This window comes from Kluyvera sp. 142486 (assembly GCF_046569695.1).
Lineage (GTDB): Bacteria > Pseudomonadota > Gammaproteobacteria > Enterobacterales > Enterobacteriaceae > Kluyvera.
This window is the reverse complement of record NZ_JBKHUI010000002.1, coordinates 107,408-127,013: the sequence shown is the minus strand read 5'-3', so window position 1 is coordinate 127,013 and position 19,606 is coordinate 107,408. Positions and strand designations below refer to the sequence as shown.

General features: G+C 54.4%; 21 protein-coding genes. 10 read left to right on the top strand and 11 right to left on the bottom strand.

The features are described from left to right. From ACLGE8_RS02840 to ACLGE8_RS02820, 5 genes are all read right to left on the bottom strand, one after another. Positions 1-660 carry a methionine ABC transporter permease gene (locus ACLGE8_RS02840; RefSeq protein WP_333495321.1) on the bottom strand — a complete coding sequence of 220 codons (660 nt, stop codon included), beginning with the start codon at positions 658-660 and terminating at the stop codon, positions 1-3. Continuing rightward, positions 657-1,448, bottom strand: coding sequence for a methionine ABC transporter ATP-binding protein (locus ACLGE8_RS02835; protein WP_410996286.1), 792 nt, complete (start codon positions 1,446-1,448; stop codon positions 657-659). Before ACLGE8_RS02835 ends, ACLGE8_RS02840 begins: the two co-directional genes overlap by 4 nt. Then, positions 1,445-2,251: a MetQ/NlpA family ABC transporter substrate-binding protein gene (locus ACLGE8_RS02830; RefSeq protein WP_410996284.1), complete on the bottom strand. Its 807-nt coding sequence runs from the start codon at positions 2,249-2,251 to the stop codon at positions 1,445-1,447. Before ACLGE8_RS02830 ends, ACLGE8_RS02835 begins: the two co-directional genes overlap by 4 nt. A 25-nt stretch (positions 2,252-2,276) precedes the next feature. Continuing rightward, positions 2,277-3,308 (bottom strand): isopenicillin N synthase family dioxygenase, encoded by a 1,032-nt coding sequence (locus tag ACLGE8_RS02825; protein ID WP_410996282.1) that lies wholly within the window; start codon positions 3,306-3,308, stop codon positions 2,277-2,279. Between the two features lie 231 nt (positions 3,309-3,539). Continuing rightward, the gene (locus tag ACLGE8_RS02820) at positions 3,540-4,649 is read right to left on the bottom strand and encodes an ABC transporter ATP-binding protein (protein WP_410996280.1); all 1,110 of its coding nucleotides are present in this window, start codon (positions 4,647-4,649) and stop codon (positions 3,540-3,542) included. A gap of 347 nt (positions 4,650-4,996) precedes the next feature. Between ACLGE8_RS02820 and ACLGE8_RS02815 the strand changes: the two genes are divergently transcribed. From ACLGE8_RS02815 to ACLGE8_RS02790, 6 genes are all read left to right on the top strand, one after another. Further along, entirely contained in the window at positions 4,997-6,229 is a 1,233-nt protein-coding gene (locus ACLGE8_RS02815; protein WP_410996278.1) for an extracellular solute-binding protein, read from the top strand. A gap of 53 nt (positions 6,230-6,282) precedes the next feature. After that, complete coding sequence (locus tag ACLGE8_RS02810) at positions 6,283-7,590, top strand: carbohydrate ABC transporter permease (protein WP_410996276.1); 1,308 nt, start codon at positions 6,283-6,285, stop codon at positions 7,588-7,590. Between the two features lie 9 nt (positions 7,591-7,599). Beyond that, positions 7,600-8,451 (top strand): sugar ABC transporter permease, encoded by an 852-nt coding sequence (locus ACLGE8_RS02805; RefSeq protein ID WP_035891868.1) that lies wholly within the window; start codon positions 7,600-7,602, stop codon positions 8,449-8,451. Between the two features lie 4 nt (positions 8,452-8,455). After that, positions 8,456-9,658: an arabinogalactan endo-beta-1,4-galactanase gene (locus ACLGE8_RS02800; RefSeq protein ID WP_410996274.1), complete on the top strand. Its 1,203-nt coding sequence runs from the start codon at positions 8,456-8,458 to the stop codon at positions 9,656-9,658. Between the two features lie 29 nt (positions 9,659-9,687). Further along, positions 9,688-11,745: a beta-galactosidase gene (locus ACLGE8_RS02795; RefSeq protein ID WP_410996272.1), complete on the top strand. Its 2,058-nt coding sequence runs from the start codon at positions 9,688-9,690 to the stop codon at positions 11,743-11,745. Between the two features lie 72 nt (positions 11,746-11,817). Further along, on the top strand, positions 11,818-12,132 hold the full coding sequence (locus tag ACLGE8_RS02790) for a glucose PTS transporter subunit EIIB (protein ID WP_410996623.1): 315 nt from the start codon (positions 11,818-11,820) through the stop codon (positions 12,130-12,132). A gap of 203 nt (positions 12,133-12,335) precedes the next feature. Here ACLGE8_RS02790 and ACLGE8_RS02785 read toward each other — a convergent pair whose 3' ends face one another. Next, entirely contained in the window at positions 12,336-13,601 is a 1,266-nt protein-coding gene (locus ACLGE8_RS02785; RefSeq protein ID WP_410996270.1) for a maltoporin, read from the bottom strand. A 269-nt stretch (positions 13,602-13,870) separates the two neighbouring features. Between ACLGE8_RS02785 and ACLGE8_RS02780 the strand changes: the two genes are divergently transcribed. The 3 genes from ACLGE8_RS02780 (at position 13,871) to ykgO (ending at position 15,467) form a co-directional block, all read left to right on the top strand. Next, a complete protein-coding gene (locus ACLGE8_RS02780; protein ID WP_410996268.1) occupies positions 13,871-14,944 on the top strand; it encodes a LacI family DNA-binding transcriptional regulator in 1,074 nt (357 codons plus the stop codon). Positions 14,945-15,063: 119 nt separating this feature from the next. Continuing rightward, positions 15,064-15,327, top strand: coding sequence for a type B 50S ribosomal protein L31 (locus ACLGE8_RS02775; protein WP_410996266.1), 264 nt, complete (start codon positions 15,064-15,066; stop codon positions 15,325-15,327). Further along, positions 15,327-15,467 (top strand): type B 50S ribosomal protein L36, encoded by a 141-nt coding sequence (ykgO, locus tag ACLGE8_RS02770; protein ID WP_003859006.1) that lies wholly within the window; start codon positions 15,327-15,329, stop codon positions 15,465-15,467. The genes ACLGE8_RS02775 and ykgO overlap by 1 nt, the downstream gene beginning before the upstream one ends. On the opposite strand, the gene ACLGE8_RS02765 is transcribed toward ykgO, so the two are convergent. Then, positions 15,464-16,174, bottom strand: coding sequence for a GNAT family N-acetyltransferase (locus tag ACLGE8_RS02765; RefSeq protein ID WP_410996264.1), 711 nt, complete (start codon positions 16,172-16,174; stop codon positions 15,464-15,466). The genes ykgO and ACLGE8_RS02765 overlap by 4 nt on opposite strands. 104 nt (positions 16,175-16,278) lie before the next feature. Here ACLGE8_RS02765 and ACLGE8_RS02760 point away from each other — a divergent pair, with 104 nt between their 5' ends. Beyond that, complete coding sequence (locus ACLGE8_RS02760; RefSeq protein WP_410996262.1) at positions 16,279-17,736, top strand: PLP-dependent aminotransferase family protein; 1,458 nt, start codon at positions 16,279-16,281, stop codon at positions 17,734-17,736. Here the strand turns inward: ACLGE8_RS02760 and ACLGE8_RS02755 are convergent. The 4 genes from ACLGE8_RS02755 to tomB form a co-directional block, all read right to left on the bottom strand. Beyond that, complete coding sequence (locus ACLGE8_RS02755; protein ID WP_410996261.1) at positions 17,705-18,175, bottom strand: YlaC family protein; 471 nt, start codon at positions 18,173-18,175, stop codon at positions 17,705-17,707. The two genes, ACLGE8_RS02760 and ACLGE8_RS02755, sit on opposite strands and share 32 nt — an antisense overlap. A 105-nt stretch (positions 18,176-18,280) precedes the next feature. Further along, positions 18,281-18,835, bottom strand: a complete 555-nt coding sequence (maa, locus tag ACLGE8_RS02750; protein WP_410996259.1) for a maltose O-acetyltransferase — start codon at positions 18,833-18,835, stop codon at positions 18,281-18,283. 139 nt (positions 18,836-18,974) lie between these two features. Beyond that, a complete protein-coding gene (locus tag ACLGE8_RS02745) occupies positions 18,975-19,193 on the bottom strand; it encodes an HHA domain-containing protein (RefSeq protein WP_064547995.1) in 219 nt (72 codons plus the stop codon). 25 nt (positions 19,194-19,218) lie between these two features. After that, positions 19,219-19,593 carry an Hha toxicity modulator TomB gene (gene tomB, locus ACLGE8_RS02740; RefSeq protein ID WP_185667108.1) on the bottom strand — a complete coding sequence of 125 codons (375 nt, stop codon included), beginning with the start codon at positions 19,591-19,593 and terminating at the stop codon, positions 19,219-19,221. Positions 19,594-19,606: the final 13 nt, after the last annotated feature.

Genomic DNA, 19,606 nt, shown 5'->3' with positions numbered 1-19,606 from the left:
TTATCGGCGGTGTGCTAACGCGCGGACTAACCTGTCACCTCCCATCTGCACACCCTGCACCATCAGGACCAGAATGAGCACCGTGCCGATCATTATCTGGTCGTTAAACCGTTGATAGCCGTAGCGAATGGCTAAATCACCCAGCCCGCCGCCGCCGATGACCCCCGCCATAGATGAAAAGCCAATCAGCATGACGATAGTCAGCGTGGTACCTGCCAGCAGCGCCGGAAGCGCTTCGGGCAGCAGCGCTTTGCTTACCACGTGCCAGGCATTGCCGCCCATCGACAGCACCGCTTCAATGCGCCCGTAGTCCACCTCATCCAGCGCGCTTTCAGTCAGGCGAGCAAAGAAAGGAAACGCCCCGATGGTAATCGGCACAATGGCCGCCGTGCTGCCGAGCGTGGTGCCAACCAGCAGACGGGTGAAGGGGATAAGGGCAATCAGCAGCACGATAAACGGCAGCGAACGCCCGGTGTTGATAATCGCTCCCAGCACTGCATTGAGGCGTGGCATGGGGACAATCCCCTGGCGGCGGGAGAGAAACAGCAGCACGCCCAGCGGCAGGCCGATTAAGACGGTAAACAGGGTGGCGAACCCCACCATGTACAGCGTATCCAGCGTGCCGTCGACCAGCAGCGGCCATAAATCTTCCCAGCTCATGCGACTATGCATAGGTGTCTCCCTTCAATGCCGTGGCGGGCGAGGAAGCGGCGCTCTTCATCACCGTCCCCCAGTAAAATCTCCCGCAGGCGTGACCAGGGGGAGGCCAGCAGGTCGGCGATTTTGCCGCTTTCCTGTAACTCCCCACCTTCCAGAAGCGCCGCGTGATCGCAAAGGTTCTTGACCACTTCAAGTTGATGGGTGATCAGCACAATGGTCAGCCCTAGCTGACGGTTTATCGTCTCCAGCAGCGCCAGTACGCTGGCGGTGGTTTCGGCGTCCAGTGCGCTGGTGGCCTCATCGCACAGCAGCACGTCGGGATCTGCGGCCAGCGCGCGGGCAATGCCTACGCGCTGCTTTTGCCCGCCGGAAAGCTGGGAAGGGAAGGCGTTGGCTTTATCGCCAAGCCCGACCAGTGCGAGCAGTTCCGCCACGCGCTGCTGGCGCTGCGCTTTCGGGACGCCGGCTATTTCCAGCGGCACGGCAACGTTGTCGGCAACGCTGCGGGCGTGTAGCAGGTTGAAGTGCTGAAAAATCATGCCGGTGCGCAGACGATGGGCGCGAAGCTGCGCCTTGTCGTACTGCACGATATTTTCCCCGTTGAACAGGATACGGCCCGCGCTGGGCCGCTCCAGTAAGTTCAGACAGCGAATCAGGGTGCTTTTACCCGCGCCGCTCCGCCCAAGAATGCCGTAAATAGCCCCCTTGGGAACGGTAAACGAAACGTCGTTGAGTGCCGGGTGGCCGCTTCCGGCATACTGCTTGCTCAGCCCTTCTATGACGATCATGACTGCGGCGCGCTAACCGGGATCACCGAGCCGTTGTAGTGCTGGCGAATAAAGTCCGCCACCTGCGGCGAAGTCAGGTCTTTGGCGAGTTGTTTGATGCGCGGATCGTTGGCCAGCTGCGGGGTCGTCACCAGAATATTGGCGTACGGGTTATGCGTGGCGCTCTCCAGCCCCAGCGAATCTTTGGCCGGATTCAGCCCTGCCTCCAGCGCGTAGTTGCCGTTGATCACCGCCAGGTCAACGTCGTCCAGCGAGCGTGGGATCTGCGGCGATTCCACTTCGAGGATCTTCAGTTTATGCGGGTTTTCGGCGATATCTTTCGGTGTGGCGAGCGTTGTCGCCGGGTCAGTAAACTTCGCTGCCAGCTTAATCAACCCTTTGCTTTGCAACAGGAACAGCGCACGGCTCAGGTTGGTGGTGTTATTCGGTACCGCGACGGTCGCCCCTTCCGGCAGCGATTGCAGATCTTTATGTTTGTGCGAATAGATCCCCAGCGGCTCGATGTGCACCGTGGCAGCAACGGCAAAGGTTTTGCCCAGCGCCTTTTCCTGATCTTTCAGATACGGCACGTGCTGGAAGTAGTTGGCATCGACGTCGCCGTTGGCCAGCAGTTCGTTGGCGTTAACACCGCTGGTCAGTTCGACAATTTTCAGATCCAGTTTCGGGTCCTGCTTTTTAATAAAGTTGAGAATTTCCGCGTGTGGTACCGGGTCGGCGGCGATACGCAGCGGCGCGGCAGATGCGCTCCAGGCCAGAGAAAGAGATAGTGCAACCCCTGCCAGTTTGAATGCGGCATGTTTCATGGTGTGTTCCTTGTTTTAATGGTTATCAGGCAATCAGCTGTTCACTGCGCGCGCGCAGCACATCACGGTAATAGCGTTCCGCCACGTCCGGGTGAGAGCGCAGTCGGCCTTTCAGGTAGTTCCAGCCCACGTCGCGCAGCAGCGGATTCTGCGGGTCGCTTTGCGGGCCGTTGGCTTCTCGCGCTAGCGGTTCCGGCAGAGAGTAAACCGGCACCACGGCGTCCAGCTGCGCGCCTAAGAAGAAGGCGATGGAGAGGCGCTGCTTGTTGGCCGGCGGTGAGACAACGCGGTGAACGGTGGCACGCAGGTAGCCGTTGGTTGCCAGCTCAAGCAGCTCGCCAATATTGACCACAAAGCTGCCGGGCAGCGGTTTGGCGTCAATCCACTGGCCGTCGCTGACCTCCACCTGCAGCCCTTGCTGGTCGTCCTGCAACAGGAAGCTCAAGAAACCGGAGTCTTTATGCGCCCCCACGCCCTGGGTACTGTTTTGCGTCTCCTGCTGGCCGGGATAGCGGATCAGCTTGATATGTTCGTTGGGCTTTTGGCCGTATAGGGTGTCAAACGCCTCGGGCGGCAGCTGGAGCGCCTCAGCAAAGGCGCGCAGCAGCGTCATTGCCATCTCGGTCATCGAGCGCTGCCACTGCAGCAGTACCGGGCGCAGGGACGGCAGTGCCTCAGGCCACAGGTTAGGGCCCTGCAGCTGAAGCCAGCGCGGGTCGTGCTCTCGCAGTGAAACGGCCTGGCGTTCGGCCCCGATATCAAACTGTTCCCGCCAGTCAGGCTGTCCGCGCGTTAGCTCGGCAGCGCTGCGGTTATAGCCGCGAAAGTGCGGGGAGTGGATCATCGCCACCTGCTGTTTTTGTTCGTCGGACAGGGCAAAGAAGCGGCGTGATTCTGACTGCAGCGACTGCTGAAGGGCATCGTTGATACCATGCTCGGTCAGGTAGAAAAAGCCAACGTCGCGGGCGGCGTGGCGAAGCGCCAGCAGAAACTCAGCGCGTTCAGACGGCTGGTGGTAGCGCGCCAGGCTGAGAATGGGCAGGGTGGTCAGACTCATTGAACTCTCCATTTTGCAGATAAATGCCGTAATGTTGGGGTGGTGCAAATGCGGGATGACAACAACAGCGCTGCATGGGATATCTCCGTCGGATTGATAACGACAGCCTGCCTGATGGCGAAGGGCTCGACCAATAACGTTATTTTCTAATTTATGACGGAGTAGGGGTCTGAGCTTTTGCGAAAATTAGCTAAAGCGCACGGCGGCAGGCCGTGCGCGGAAGGCGGGGGATTAATGCTGATTAGGGGCGGCAATATCGGCGCTGATGCGCAGACCGTCTTCGTCGAAGATCATGCAGTGCTGATTGTCGAAAGCGAGGTCAATTTGCTGCCACGGGCGGAAGTGGACATCCCCCGGCAGCAGGATTTTCACGTTGTCGTGACCGTAACACTGACCGAAGAGATAGGTGTTGTTGCCAAGACGTTCGACCACTTCACAGTTAAAGGCCAGTACCGTACCGCGGCTGGTATCGGTAGAGAGGTGTTCCGGGCGAATACCCAGGGTCACGGTGGCACCCGGCGTGAGCGGGGCGGTCTCTATCGCCAGGGTCAGCGTATGCTGCTGGGCCAGGTTCACGGTCAAGGAACCTGGCTGCCACTCGGCGACGGTGGCGGGCAGGAAGTTCATCTTCGGTGAGCCGATAAAACCGGCGACGAATTTGTTGATCGGGTTGTAGTAGAGATCCATCGGTGAGCCCATTTGCTCCACCTTACCGTAGTTCATCACCACGATTTTATCGGCCAGCGTCATCGCTTCGACCTGATCGTGGGTAACATACACCATGGTGGTTTTCAGCTCCTGGTGCAGGCGCGCAATGTGCAGGCGCATATCCACGCGCAGTTCGGCATCGAGGTTTGACAGCGGTTCATCGAACATAAAGACGCGCGGGTTACGCACAATGGCACGGCCAATAGCCACGCGCTGACGCTGGCCGCCGGAAAGCTGCTTTGGCTTACGGTCCAGCAGGTGTGAAAGCTGCAGCGTTTTGGCCACCATCTCTACCTGCCGGCGAATCTCCTCTTTCGGCACTTTGTTGACCTTCAGGCCGTAGCCCATGTTCTCCGCGACGGTCATATGGGGGTAGAGCGCGTAAGACTGGAACACCATTGCCACGCCGCGATGGGATGGCGCAACATCGTTCATGACTTCGTCGCCGATCAGTACTTCACCGTCGCTGACCTCTTCCAGCCCGGCAATCATACGTAGCAGCGTCGACTTACCGCAGCCGGACGGGCCAACAAACACGGCAAATTCGCCGTCTTCAATATCGAGATTGACATTATGCAGCGTGACGGTGCTGCCAAAGCGTTTCGTGACATTCCTCAGTCGGATATTAGACATCGACGTTCCCCGAAGTTATTAACCTTTGCCTGCCGTTGGGATGAGGGCCGTTGAATGTCATTTGTGTATTACGTATGACAATCTGGCTAAACGATGCTCAACAGCGTGAAAATCATGATGCGACTATAACTTCCGCTATTTATGCGCCCTATATCGATGTTTCATTTCTGCAATGACGATCACACAACTCGCAGTTGTCAGTGGTTTTATCATCACTCAAAGCGTAGCGTATAACAAAACGTAAAAAACTGAGTGACCCTTTGCAAAGCAAGCATTATAAGCGTCAAATCATGCTGTACCCTGTAGTTAAAAACGATAAATTGTTACACCTTCACATGAGGTTGATAATGAAAAAGAACACCATTGCCGCACTTATCCTTACCACTCTGGCCGCGGGGCAGTTGATTAGCCTGCAGGCTCATGCGGCTACGCAGCTTAACGTCTGGGAAGACATAAAGAAATCTGCCGGAATTAAGGATGCCATCGCCGATTTCGAAAAACAGTACGACGTTAAGGTCAACGTGCAGGAGATGCCTTACGCGCAGCAGCTGGAAAAGCTTCGTCTTGATGGCCCGGCGGGGATTGGCCCGGACGTACTGGTCATTCCAAACGATCAGCTCGGTGGGGCGGTGGTTCAGGGACTGCTGGCGCCGATTAAGCTCGACCAGAAGCAGATTGATGAGTTTACCCCTGCGTCAATTAACGCTTTTCGTATGGACAACGCTCTGTATGGCGTGCCGAAGGCGGTCGAAACGCTGGTGCTGATTTACAACAAAGATTTAATCGATAAGCCGTTAGCCAGCCTCCCGGAATGGTACGACTACTCGAAAAGCCAACGTGCGCAGAATAAATACGGCCTGCTCGCCAAGTTCGACCAGATTTATTACAGCTGGGGGGCGATTGGCCCGATGGGTGGCTACATCTTTGGCGATAACAGCAAAGGTGGCTACAACGCCCAGGACGTTGGCCTGAACAAGCCGGGTGCGGTAGAAGCGGTCACTTACCTGAAGAAATTCTATGCCGACAAGATTTTCCCGTCGGGGATTATCGGTGACAACGGCCTGAATGCTATCGACTCGCTGTTCACCGAGAAGAAAGCGGCGGCGGTGATCAACGGGCCGTGGGCCTTCCAGCCGTATGAAGCGGCGGGCATCAACTACGGCGTGGCGCCGTTGCCAAACCTGCCGGACGGCAAACCGATGAGCTCCTTCCTTGGCGTGAAGGGCTACGTGGTGTCGACCTGGAGTAAAGATAAAGCGATGGCGCAGAAGTTCATCGAATTTATCAACCAGCCGCAGTACGTGAAAACGCGCTATATCGCGACGCGTGAAATCCCGCCGCAGAAGGCGATGATTGACGATCCGATTATCAAGAATGATGAGAAAGCCAGCGCCGTTGCGGTGCAGGCTGCCCGCGCCACGGCGATGCCGGGGATCCCAGAGATGGGTGAAGTGTGGGGTCCTGCCAACGCTGCGCTTGAGCTGAGCCTGACCGGCAAGCAAGAGCCGAAGGCCGCGCTCGATAACGCCGAAAAACAGATCAAAATGCAGATCGAAGCCATGCAGGCGAGTAACCAGTAAGCACTGACGTCACGGACGGGAGGGGGACCTCCCGTTTTCAGAAGGAGCCGTGTGTGATTATCAATCCCAGCGAAAATGTAAACAGAGCACAGGGGGCCGGACGCCATGCGTGGTGCGGCCTGCTGTTGGCCATTGTGCCTGGCTTTGGCCAGTTTTATCACCGCCAGTGGCTGAAGGGACTTATCTTCCTGGTGCTGCTTAGCAGCTTTATAGGCGTGTTTTACGACTTCCTGAGCGAAGGACTGTGGGGGCTGTACACGCTGGGAGAGGAGGTTCCGCGCGATAACTCCATCTTCCTGTTAGCCGAAGGGATCATCAGCGTGCTGATTATCGGCTTTGGCGTCACTATTTATTATCTCTCCCTGCGCGATGCGTGGACGAACGGGAAGAAGCGTGATGAGGGCCAGCAGCTGAACAGCGTGCGTAAACAGTATCAGATGCTGCTGAGCGATGGCTTTCCCTATTTAATGATCACCCCAGGATTCATCCTGCTGGTGTTCGTGGTGATTTTCCCGATTCTGTTTGGGTTCTCTATCGCCTTTACCAACTACAACCTTTACCACACGCCGCCGGCAAAGCTGGTGGACTGGGTGGGGCTGAAGAACTTCGTCAATATTTTCACGCTCTCCATCTGGCGCTCGACCTTCTTCGACGTGCTGCAGTGGACGGTAGTCTGGACGCTGCTGGCCACCACGCTGCAATGCACCGTGGGCGTGCTGCTGGCGATTCTGGTGAACCAGAAAGATCTGCGCTTTAAACCGCTTATCCGCACGATCTTCATTCTGCCGTGGGCGGTGCCGGGCTTTGTCACCATTCTGGTATTTGCCGGAATGTTCAACGACTCGTTTGGCGTCATTAACAATGCCATTCTGTCGTTCTTTGGGATCAGCCCAAAAGCGTGGATGACCGACCCATTCTGGACCAAAACCGCGCTGATTATGATGCAGACCTGGCTTGGTTTCCCGTTTGTGTTTGCGATGACCACCGGGGTATTGCAGGCGATACCTGACGATCTCTACGAGGCGGCAACGATGGACGGTGCCAGCACGACGACCAAGCTGCGCACGATTACGCTGCCGCTGGTGCTCTACTCGATTGCGCCAATCATCATCACGCAATACACCTTCAACTTTAACAACTTCAACATCATCTACCTGTTTAACAACGGTGGGCCGGCGGTGGCCGGGTCGAACGCGGGCGGTACGGATATTCTGGTATCGTGGATCTATAAGCTGACCATGTCCTCTTCCCAGTACGCCATTGCGGCGACCATTACCATACTGCTGTCGATTTTTGTCGTCGGTCTGGCGCTGTGGCAGTTCCGCGCCACGAAATCTTTCAAAAACGACGATATGGCGTAAGGGAATCACATGGCTAAATCACAAAGTATTAAACGTGAAAAATGGGTGCGGCTGTCGCTCTCCTGGCTGGTTATCGTGCTGGTTTCCACCATCATTATTTACCCGCTGATCTGGACTATTGGCGCGTCGCTCAACGCCGGGAACAGCCTGCTGAGTACGTCGATTATTCCGGAAAACCTGTCGTTCCAACACTACGCCGACCTGTTTAACGGCCAGGTGAACTACATGACCTGGTACTGGAACTCGATGAAAATCAGTTTCCTGACCATGGTGCTAACGCTGATTAGCGTCAGCTTTACCGCCTATGCGTTTTCACGCTTCCGTTTTAAAGGGCGTCAGAACGGGCTGATGCTGTTTTTACTGCTGCAGATGATCCCGCAGTTTTCCGCGCTGATTGCTATTTTCGTGCTCTCCCAACTGCTGGGGTTGATCAATAGCCACTTCGCGCTGGTGCTGATCTACGTGGCGGGGATGATCCCGATGAATACCTATCTGATGAAGGGCTATCTCGACGCGATCCCTAAAGATCTCGATGAGTCCGCCCGCATGGACGGGGCCAGTAACTTCCGCATCTTCATTGAAATCATCATGCCGCTGTCGAAGCCGATTGTGGCGGTGGTGGCGCTGTTCTCCTTCACCGGCCCGCTGGGGGATTTCATCCTCTCCAGCACCATCCTGCGTACGCCGGATAAATACACGCTGCCTATCGGGTTATACAACCTGGTGGCGCAAAAAATGGGCGCCAGCTACACCACCTACGCGGCAGGAGCCGTGCTGATTGCCGTACCGGTGGCGATTCTCTATCTGGCATTACAGAAATACTTCGTGTCCGGCCTGACCTCCGGCAGCACCAAAGGATAACCACATGAAAAGATTTGCACCCGCTCTGCTTGCTGTTTGTCTCTCCTGTAGTTTTTCCGCCTCTTTGCTGGCGGCTGAGACGCTGCAAACGAAGCCGTTTAACGCCATGCCAGCGGATTTTATTAAAGGGGCCGATATCTCGACGCTGCTGGATGCTGAGAAGCACGGCGCCCGTTTCTACAACGAACAAAACCAGCAGCAGGACGCGCTGGCTATTCTTAAAGCCAACGGCGTGAACTATGTTCGTCTGCGCCTGTGGGTTGACCCGAAAGATGCCGACGGTAAGGCGTACGGCGGCGGTGATAACGATCTTGCCAGCACGCTGGCGCTGGCGAAGCGGGCAAAAGCGCAGGGCATGAAGCTGCTGCTGGACTTCCACTACAGCGATTTCTGGACTGACCCAGGCAAACAGTACAAACCAAAAGCCTGGGAGAAGATGGATTACCCGCAGCTGAAAACTGAGATTCACGACTATACCCGTGACACCATCGCTCGATTCAAGCAGGAGGGCGTACTGCCGGATATGGTACAGATTGGCAACGAAATTAACGGCGGGATTCTCTGGCCGGAAGGCAAAAGCTGGGGGCAGGGCGGCGGCGAGTTTGACCGTTTAGCCGGCCTGCTGAATGCGGCGATTTCCGGGCTGAAAGAGAATCTGAAGGGCGGTGAGCAGGTTAAAATTATGCTTCATCTGGCTGAAGGCACCAAAAACGATACCTTCCGCTGGTGGTTTGATGAAATCAGCAAACGCAACGTGCCGTATGATGTGATTGGCCTGTCGATGTACACCTACTGGAATGGCCCTATTAGCGCGCTGAAGGCCAACATGGATGACATCAGCAAACGCTACAACAAAGATGTCATTGTGGTCGAAGCCGCTTACGGCTACACGCTGGAAAACTGCGATAACGCGGAAAACAGCTTCCAGGCGAAAGAAGAGAAAGACGGCGGCTATCCGGGGACGGTTCAGGGGCAATATAACTATATTCATGACTTAATGCAGGCCGTTATTGATGTCCCTGACCATCGTGGCAAAGGGATATTTTATTGGGAACCTACCTGGATTGCTGTTCCGGGAAATACCTGGGCCACGAAAGCGGGCATGAAATATATCCATGACGAATGGAAAGAAGGTAATGCCCGCGAGAATCAGGCCTTATTTGACTGCAAAGGAAAAGTCCTGCCGTCGGTAAAAGTATTTAATTAATTCGCAACACTCTTTTTCAGGATTTTATTATGCAAAAATTTCCGCCTTTGAGCCCAAAGGTTAATGCGTTATTGCATGGCGCAGATTATAACCCGGAGCAGTGGGAGAATTATCCCGGTATTATCGACCAGGATATTACGATGATGCAGCAGGCAAATTGTAATGTCATGTCGGTGGGGATATTTAGCTGGGCCAAACTTGAACCGCAAGAGGGCGTATTTGAGTTTGGCTGGCTGGACGACGTTATCGATAAACTGTATGCCGCGGGGATCCACGTCTTTTTAGCGACGCCAAGCGGCGCGCGGCCTGCGTGGATGTCAAAAGCGTACCCGGAAGTGCTGCGCGTAGGGCGCGATCGGGTGCCTGCGCTGCACGGCGGCCGACATAACCACTGTATGACTTCGCCGGTTTATCGTGAAAAAACGCTGAAAATCAACACGCTGTTGGCGGAACGTTATTCACAGCACCCGGCGGTGCTGGGCTGGCATATCTCTAACGAATACGGCGGTGAATGCCATTGCCCACGCTGCCAGGTGAAGTTCCGTGACTGGCTGAAAGCGCGCTACAAAACGCTGGATAACCTGAACCATGCCTGGTGGAGCACCTTCTGGAGCCACACCTACACCGACTGGCAGCAGATTGAGTCGCCGTCACCGCATGGTGAAGTCTCTATTCATGGTCTGAATCTCGACTGGCGGCGCTTTAACACCGCGCAGGTGACCGAATTCTGTCGTCATGAAATCGCGCCGTTAAAGGCGGTAAACCCGGATCTGCCGGTGACCACCAACTTTATGGAGTATTTCTACGACTACGATTATTCGCAGCTCGCCGAACCGCTGGACTTTATCTCATGGGATAGCTACCCGATGTGGCATCGCGATAAAGACGAGACTACGCTGGCCTGCTATACCGCGATGTATCACGACATGATGCGCACCCTGAAGGGCGGCAAGCCGTTCGTGCTGATGGAGTCGACGCCGAGCGTGACCAACTGGCAGCCGACCAGCAAGCTGAAAAAACCGGGTATGCACATCCTTTCTTCGCTGCAGGCGGTGGCCCACGGTGCGGATTCGGTGCAGTACTTCCAGTGGCGCAAGAGCCGCGGTTCGGTGGAGAAATTCCACGGCGCGATTATTGACCACGTGGGGCATCTTGATACCCGCGTGGGTCGCGAGGTCAGCAAGCTGGGGAGTATTCTGAGCCAGCTGCCGGGCGTTGTCGGCTGTCGCACTGATGCGAAGGTCGCCATTATCTTTGACCAGCAGAGCCGCTGGGCTATGGATGATGCGCAGGGGCCGCGCAACAAGGGCATGGAGTATGAGCAGACGGTGAATGAGCACTATCGCCCGTTCTGGGAGCAAGGGGTCGCGGTCGATGTTATTGATGCCGACGGTGATCTGAGCGCCTATCAGCTGGTTATTGCACCGATGCTGTATATGGTGCGCGAAGGCTTTGCCGAGCGCGCCGAAGCTTTTGTAGCGAACGGCGGCCATCTGGTGACCACCTACTGGACGGGGATCGTGAATGAGAGCGATCTGTGCCACCTCGGCGGTTTCCCTGGCCCACTGCGTAAGCTACTGGGTATCTGGGCGGAAGAGATAGATTGCCTTGACGACGGTGAACGTAATCAGATTCAGGGTCTGGCGGGCAATATGGCTGGGCTGCAGGGGCCATACCAGGTGCGACATCTGTGCGAGCTGATTCACACTGAGACGGCGCAGGCGCTGGCCTCCTATCGTGATGATTTCTACGCAGGTCGCCCGGCGGTGACGGTGAATAGCGTTGGAAAGGGGAAAGCGTGGCATATTGCGTCTCGCAACGATCTGGCCTTCCAGCGTGATTTCTTCACTTCACTGATGGATGACCTGGCGCTACCGCGTGCGGTGGCAAGCGACTTCCCGCCGGGCGTGGTCGCAACGGCGCGAACTGACGGTGAAAGCGCCTTTGTCTTTGTGCAGAACTTTACCGCGCAGACGCAGACTATCTCACTGCCGGAAGGCTATGAGCTTGCCGCGACGGGTGCCGATGCCAGCGGTGCACAGGTGCTTCAGCCCTGGGACTGTCGTATCGTTCGTCGTAAAGCTTAATCCGCTGTGATCCATAGCCTGCTCAACCGAGCAGGCTTTTTTACCTCTGTAGATAACCAAGGAGCGTCGATGATGGTTAGCCTTAAATCTTTCCTGCACTACTTCTCCCAGCCCAAGCCGTCGGTGCCGTTAAGCGAGGGTGAGCAGCAGCAAATTCAGCGTCTGATTAGCGCCTTTGGCGGTCAGAGTAATATTGAGAATGTCGATGCCTGTATTACTCGCCTGCGCGTCACGGTCAAAGATCTGGCGGTTGTTGATTCTCAGGCATTACAGAATGAAGGTGCGTTGGGGGTGATTATTCTGGGGCAGCAGGTGCACGCGATATTTGGCAAACAGTCCGATACGTTACGCCAGTTATTGGATGAACATTTCGCTGGGAATAATTAACGGTACGGTGTGTTGTATTAAAAGCCCCGGTTTGATATCGGGGTTTTTTATTTCCTTAAATATAAAAAAAGGGATAACCCAATAATAGCGTTATCCCAAAGGCCAGATGATAGAAACAATGATGGAGTGGCAAAGAGTAAAATTGTTGCCAATAACAGAAGATAGAATTAATGCAAAAATAATGACTCAGTCAGATAAACACATTACCACCAGGCTTCCACCTGTACGCCGAAGTTCCAGGTATCGCTGGCGGTACCATCGTTAAAGGCATTGCCCTGTTCGGAATCATTCAGGTAAGAGGCAAATACGCGCAGCTCCGGCCGAGACATAAAGTCTGGGCCGTCCGCCAGGCCTAACGCGATGGTGTATTTCTCGCCGCTCTGCTTATAGCTGGTGCCGTTGGTGTAAGAATCTTTCTGGTAGAAACCACCCACTTCGCCAATTAAGCGCACGTACTCGGTAAACTGATACTGTGCACGACCGACCAGCGACACCAGACGTGATTTATCGGTGAATTCGGTGGTGTCATCCGCTGAACCATAGGTCAGCACGTGGTTTAAGGAGAACTTGTCGGTAATAGGAATCAGACCGGTGTTGATAACGCGGTAGCCAGTAGCATCGTTGACGTTGTTCCACATGTCGTACCAACCGCCGCCTTGGGAGACCATGTTCTGCGCCAGGCCTTTATTCGCATACTGCAGCACCAGTTTGTTGTATCCGCCGAACATATCCTGGCTGATTTCGCCGGTCAGCATCACGCCGTTGTCGGCATCATACAGGCCGCCGTAATCCTTCTGCTTGTTGGTTGGGTTTGGCATGGCGTAGTCGATACCGAACTCAGTCCAGGCACCGCTCCATGGCTTCCAGCCTGCATAGCGAAGGTCGATATAGTTGATGTTGACATCGTTATCGCCATCTACGCGATAGTCGACATCGTTGGCGTCGCCGCGGATCCAGGCCAATGACACTGCGCCTGGGCCGACTGTGTAGTTTTCGATCCCGGCGCCGGAGCCGGAAATATTCCAGTATTTGGTATCAATGATGTGCAGATCGTGACGCTGGTAGTAGCGTTTACCGCCCCAAATCACCGCGTTTGGATCGCCTGGTACAAGCCCTTTGATCTGCAGGTTCAACTGGCGCAGACCAAACTGTGCATCGTCGTTAAACGTGGTTTCGTTATCGTTTGAACCATCGGAGACCATGCTGACCATCGAATCGAGGTAGAAGCTGACATCGTTTTTCTTATACACCTCAGAACCCAGTTCCAGCTCACCGTAGGTGTCGGCTTCGTTCCCCAGACGACCCAATTTATTTTTTTGCCATTCCTGCATTCCGCCATCGCCAGAAACCCCCACACCGGAACGGAGGTAGCCATGGAAATCAATCGGTACTGACGTTGCGGCCAGCAGTGAAGGTGAAGTCAGCGCAGTAGCCAACGCAATAGAAAGCGTGCGTAGGGTAGTTTTCATTGTTATCCTCATTTTGTTTTGTATTACGTTCACATAACGTGTGTAATAAAATGCCTAAATGTAAAAACAGGCAAACATTTGATTCTCGATGTGTGATTAACTGCAAATAAATTAGCCATTTCTGACTAGTTGTGTAAGAGGGTTATGATTGTGCTTGTGTGTGAGCGTGTATCTTTTTTGTGTTATCGTATGCCATGAGTCAGGTCGGTAGACGTTTTTTGGGGTGACCCCTGTTACAATCTAGCGATAACAACATAAGGAACCGGACGATGAAGTCTAAAAGCGCAACTTTGGAAGATGTTGCTCGCCATGCGGGCGTCTCCTACCAGACTGTGTCCAGGGTACTCAATAAATCTGCCAATGTATCCGAAGCCACACGCCACAAGGTGGAGAAATCCATTGAGGTCCTCCGCTATGTCCCAAACAGACTGGCACAGCAACTGGTTGGCAAGACCAGCCAGACGCTTGGATTGGTCACTACTTCTCTGGCGCTACACGCGCCTTCTCAGGTCGCAGCGGCGGTGAAACGCTATGCAAATCTGGAGGGGTATCAGGTACTGATTTCGATGATTGATGAGAGCGTCAATCATAGCATTCAGGATTCAATCAATGAGCTGAAGTCGCAGCTGGTCAGTAAAGTCATTATTAACGTACCACTGGAGACCGAAACAGCGCAGAAAATCGCGGATGATAATGATGATATCGTCTGCCTTTTCCTCGACGTTGACCCCTACAGCTCCGTGTATAACGTTTCGTTTAACCCGGCAGATGGTACGCGTGCCAGCGTGAAATATTTGTATGAGTCCGGGCATCGTGAGATGGCTATCCTGGCCGGGCCGGTGAGTTCCGTTTCGGCTAATCTGCGTCTGAGGAGCTGGCTGGATACCCTCAACAGCTACGGCCTGAAGCCTGTCACCGTGCTGCACGGGAACTGGGATGCGCAAAGCGGTTACGCCTGCGCGCTGCAAATGTTGCGTGAGACACCGGATTTTTCGGCGTTGCTGGTGGGTAACGATCAGATGGCACTGGGGGTATTGAGTGCGTTCCATCAGCATCAGGTGGCGATACCCGGTGAAAAATCGGTGATTGGTTACGATGACACCTATGAAAGCTCGTTCTTCTATCCGGCATTGACCACCGTCTCGCTCGACCTTGATTTACAAGGTAAAGAAGCAGTACGCCGTATTCTGGAGAGTGACGATAATGCCTCGTCGCGCACTTCATCCATCCTTCCGGCTCGTCTTGTCGTTCGCCACTCCACCGGGGCAAAAGTGGAGCAGGGCAAAGATATGCAGGCGATTGCTGAGCAACTGCGCGCCATCGCGCATCAGCTTAGCCGCTAACCTCTTGTCCGGAGCGTGCTCTGCGCTCCGGCTATCCCCCTTTTATTTGTAGGGTTGCAAAGCTCGGTTTTGCGGCGTATCGTAATTGTTATGTTATAACATATGATATCGAGGGTCAGATGAAAGCCAATATCCATCCCCATTACCGCACCGTGGTGTTTCATGACACCAGTGCCAACGAGTATTTCAAAGTGGGTTCGACCATTAAAACCGACCGGGAGATTGAGCTGGAAGGGGTGACATATCCGTATGTCACCATTGACGTGTCGTCTAAATCGCACCCGTACTACACCGGGAAACAGAGAACGGCCTCTACCGAGGGTAGCGTGGCGCGCTTTAGCCAGCGTTTTGGTCGCTTTCTTGACGTGAAAAGAGGTTCATGATGCAGGTACTTAACTCATTGCGCAGCGCCAAACAGCGCCACCCGGATTGCCAGATTGTGAAACGCAAAGGGCGACTGTACGTTATCTGCAAGTCAAACCCTCGCTTTAAGGCCGTTCAGGGGCGTAAAAAGCGTCGTTAAGCGGATACCTGTCGCAGAGACTCCAGGGAGTGGCGTTGCTTGCCGTCGGCGGTAAAATTGTCGGCGGCAAGCCATTTCTGGAAGGCGGCATTCAGCGCAGGCCACTCACCGTCGATAATTGAAAACCAGTCGGTATCGCGGTTATGGCCTTTAATCACCAGCGCCTGGCGAAAATGGCCTTCAAACTGGAAACCTAAGCGCAGCGCGGCCTTGCGTGAGGGTTCGTTGAAGCTATTGCATTTCCACTCATAGCGACGGTAGCCCAGAGTATCGAACGCATAGCGCATTAGCAGCCATTGGGCTTCTGTAGATGCGGGCGTTCTGCTCAACAGCGGTGAGAAGTGGACGTGGCCGACTTCCATCACCCCATGATTTGGGTCGATGCGCATTAATGCCAGCGAACCCACCGGCAGATTGGTTTTCTTGTCGATGACCGCAAAATGCATTGGGTCCTGCAGGTTTTCCACGCTAGCTACCCACTGGCGATATTCCTCTACCGAACTTTCCGGCTCGCGCAGTAACCACGTCCAGTTACGGGTGTCAGTTGCCTGCTGGTGAGCGGCGAACAGCGCATCGACGTGCAGAAGGCTCAGTGGTTCAAGGCGGCAAAACTGCCCTTCCAGCACCACGCGCTCAGGAAGCGGACGTGGCTGCCAGTCCGGCAGGGCATCGCCAATTAACTGACCAAATTGATTAAGCTGACTCATAACCTCTCCTTAGGGGAAATAAACAATACGCTGAGCGTAGGGGTTTACTGGTTCCATAAGAAGTGCCACCAGGTTATCTTTTGATGGTACCACGAGGAGCTGAGATGAATATTCCTGACGATCCCTTTTTTGCCCTGCTTTCCAGCTCGCTACAGGCGCGTGGAACAGAGACGCTTCAGCGGAGCCTGTATGCTGCGCTGAGAGAGGCCATTATGCAGGGGCAACTTCAGGCGCAGAGTTGGCTGCCTGGCTCGCGGGCGATTGCCGAGCGGCTGCAGGTATCGCGTAATACGGTCAATGCTGCGCTGGAGCAGTTGGCAATGGAAGGATACCTGCGGCGAGATCGTCGGGGTTCGCGGGTGGCCGCGCTACCGCAGCCGGAATGCCACGAGGCGCCGATACCAGAGCCCGTTAAGCTTCCGTCACGGTTACAACGACTGCCGCAGGTGATGCCGCGCGATACGCCGCCATTGTTGTTCACCCCCGGCACACCGGCCATTAACTATTTTCCCTTGCCGCTCTGGCGACGATTGCTTGACCGCGTCTTGCGTGAAGAGGGGAGTTCGCTGCTCGGTTATGGCGATGCGGCAGGTGAGTGGCCGTTGCGGGTGGCGATAGCCCGCCATCTTGCGTTATCGCGCGGTATCGACTGCGATGCCCGGCAAATTGTCATCACCGAAGGGGCGCTGGAGGGTGTAAACCTGTGCACGCAGTTGCTTAGCGAACCGGGGCAAACCGCCTGGGTTGAAGAACCGGGTTATTTTGGTGCCAAAAGCGCATTCTTGGCGGCGGGGTTAGCGCTGGAAACGGTACCGGTGGATGAAGAAGGTATGCAGATTGCCGTCAATCTGCCGCCACCGACGCTAATCTTTACCTCCCCATCTCACCAGTATCCCATTGGTAGCGTGCTGAGCGCGACGCGGCGCCTTGCGCTGCTGGACTATGCCCGTCAGCATGGGACGTGGATCGTTGAGGATGACTATGACAGCGAATTTCGTTTCAGCGGCGAACCGATTCCGGCGATGCGCGGAATGGTCGATAACGCCCCGGTGGTCTATCTGGGTACCTTCAGTAAGACGCTGTTCCCGTCGCTACGCATTGGGTTTATGGTCTTGCCATCAATGCTGGTTGAGGCGGCGCAGCCTGCCATACGTGCACTGCTTCGCGGTGGGCACCGTGCCGAGCAGCGTGCACTGGCCTGTTTTATTGAAGAGGGGCACTATGCGCGCCATCTGGCGGCGATGCGTCGCCTTTATCGCAAACGCCAGGCACAGTTGCACGATGCGCTGGAACAGGAACTCACCGTTCCGCATCAACTGATGGCAGGAGAAGGGGGGCTACATATGACGGTAGCTATTGACGGGATTGATGATGTGGCGCTGGTGCGTCAGGCGCGGTTGCATCAGATGGCGCCCAGTGCGCTCAGCAGCTTTTATCTTAACCGCCAACAGGCGCGTACCGGGCTGGTGCTGGGCTACGGGAATACGTCCGCATCGCAGTTTACGACGGCGATACGGACGCTACAGCGACTTATTGTGCCGCTTCGGCGCGGGCAAGGGTGAAGACATCGTAGAACGACAGTTCGCCCTTGGTTGAGACCATTTTCTGTAGCTGGGCCTTCGCCTGGCCATCTACGCGGGAGGAGTTCAGGATCCGCTCGACAAGCTGTTTGGGGACAAAACGGGTGTTGTACCACTCGCCGTTGTAGCAGACGCGGAAATCCAGGACGTCGATATCTTCGTAGCGATAGCGCGGATAGACATCAAAAAAGAAGAAGCCGTTCAGCAGTGCAAACAGCAGCCATAGCAGCCAGACGGTATCGGCCAGGGTTTCAGAGCGCATCATCACTACGAGCGTCGCGAAGAACGCAAGGTACATGGCGATGAATAGGCCAGGGTGATTGCGGATAAAGCTGATGCTAAAGCGCGGCCGGTTGTCGCGCTTTTCAGTCACGTTTAGTTCATCAATGGTTTGCGTGAGTAATCGCTGGATCTCTGACATCTTTTGCTCGGCAACGAAGGGCGGAATAGCCTATTGTATGTTGCGTCAATCAATACAGAAAGTAACAGATCGGTTGCAAAAAAGCATAACAGTCCGCGTCTGTTATCAGGCCAGCATTTTGATGACTTTAGCGGGATTACCGCCGACGACGGCATTTGCCGGCACATCTTTAACCACAACAGCTCCGGAAGCAATGACCGCGTTATCACCAACGATCACGCCGGGATTAATGACTGCCCGCCCGCCAATCCAAACGTTATGACCGATCTTCACCGGTTTGCCGTATTCAATGCCGCTGTTACGTTCGGCCGCATCAAGCGGATGGGTGGCGGTGTAGATATGGACGCCGGGGGCTAGCATACAGTTATCGCCGATATAAATTGGGCAGACATCGAGCATCACGCAGTCGAAATTAGCGTAGAAGTTGGTACCGAGATGGATATTGTAACCGTAGTCGCAGCGGAATGTCGGTTCAATATAGGCATCGTGGGTTTTGCCTAATAGTTCCGTCAACAACGCTGCCCGTTCGGATTTCTCGTCCGGCCCGGTATGGTTATACCGATGAATAAGGTGCCGGGCGCGTAGCCGGTCCATTCTCAGCGTGTCATCAGCAGGGCGATAATATTCACCCGCAATCATCTTACGTTTTTCTTCACTCATAGGGCCTCCTGTACGGGAAGCCATCACCATAAAAGGCGACCAAAGATTTGGGAACGTTCCCTATTCATCATTGTGATACAAATCACAGAGATTCGACAAAATACACGGAGTGGGGTACGTGCCTGTAAATGAATAAAAATTAACGAATATACTTCCAGACGGTTGAAGGAATTTTGTCGTACAGTTTATTCATGGTCAATTCAGCAAGACGATGATCGGCCGCTGAGTAAAATACCGCCAGTTCATTATCGGACAGTTCATATTTATTTTTTTCAATGACGCGCTCTAACGTATCAATTGACTGACAGCGTCGTAGGCGCATCAAATAATCAGTTTTAGTTAATGGTTTATCAGACATAATTCACCCATTGATTGTAATAATTTTAACAAGAGAGGCTAACAGGGTTCGCTCGGCTAGCGTTGACGAAACAGCGGAAAAGTTTGTTCCCTGACTTACGCCATTTTTGTAGGTCGCTGCTATTAATGCCGTAGTTACCGAACAACATGAAAGTATCATCCAGATATTCGTCGATCTGCGCAATCAGTTTATTATCTTCGTCGTACTTAATTTTATAATTAAGTGCAAACGTTGCAATATGTTCAATCAGCTCATTAAGCTGCAGGTTAACCGCCGAGGTAGGGTCATTTACCCAACCATGGTTGCTCTCTTCAAGCGTGACAAGACAGTCATGATACAGGGTTTCACAAAGAAACTTAAGCTGTGCGATATCGTGTCTTTTTGGTGAGTATTCGTCCATAACGCATCCCCCT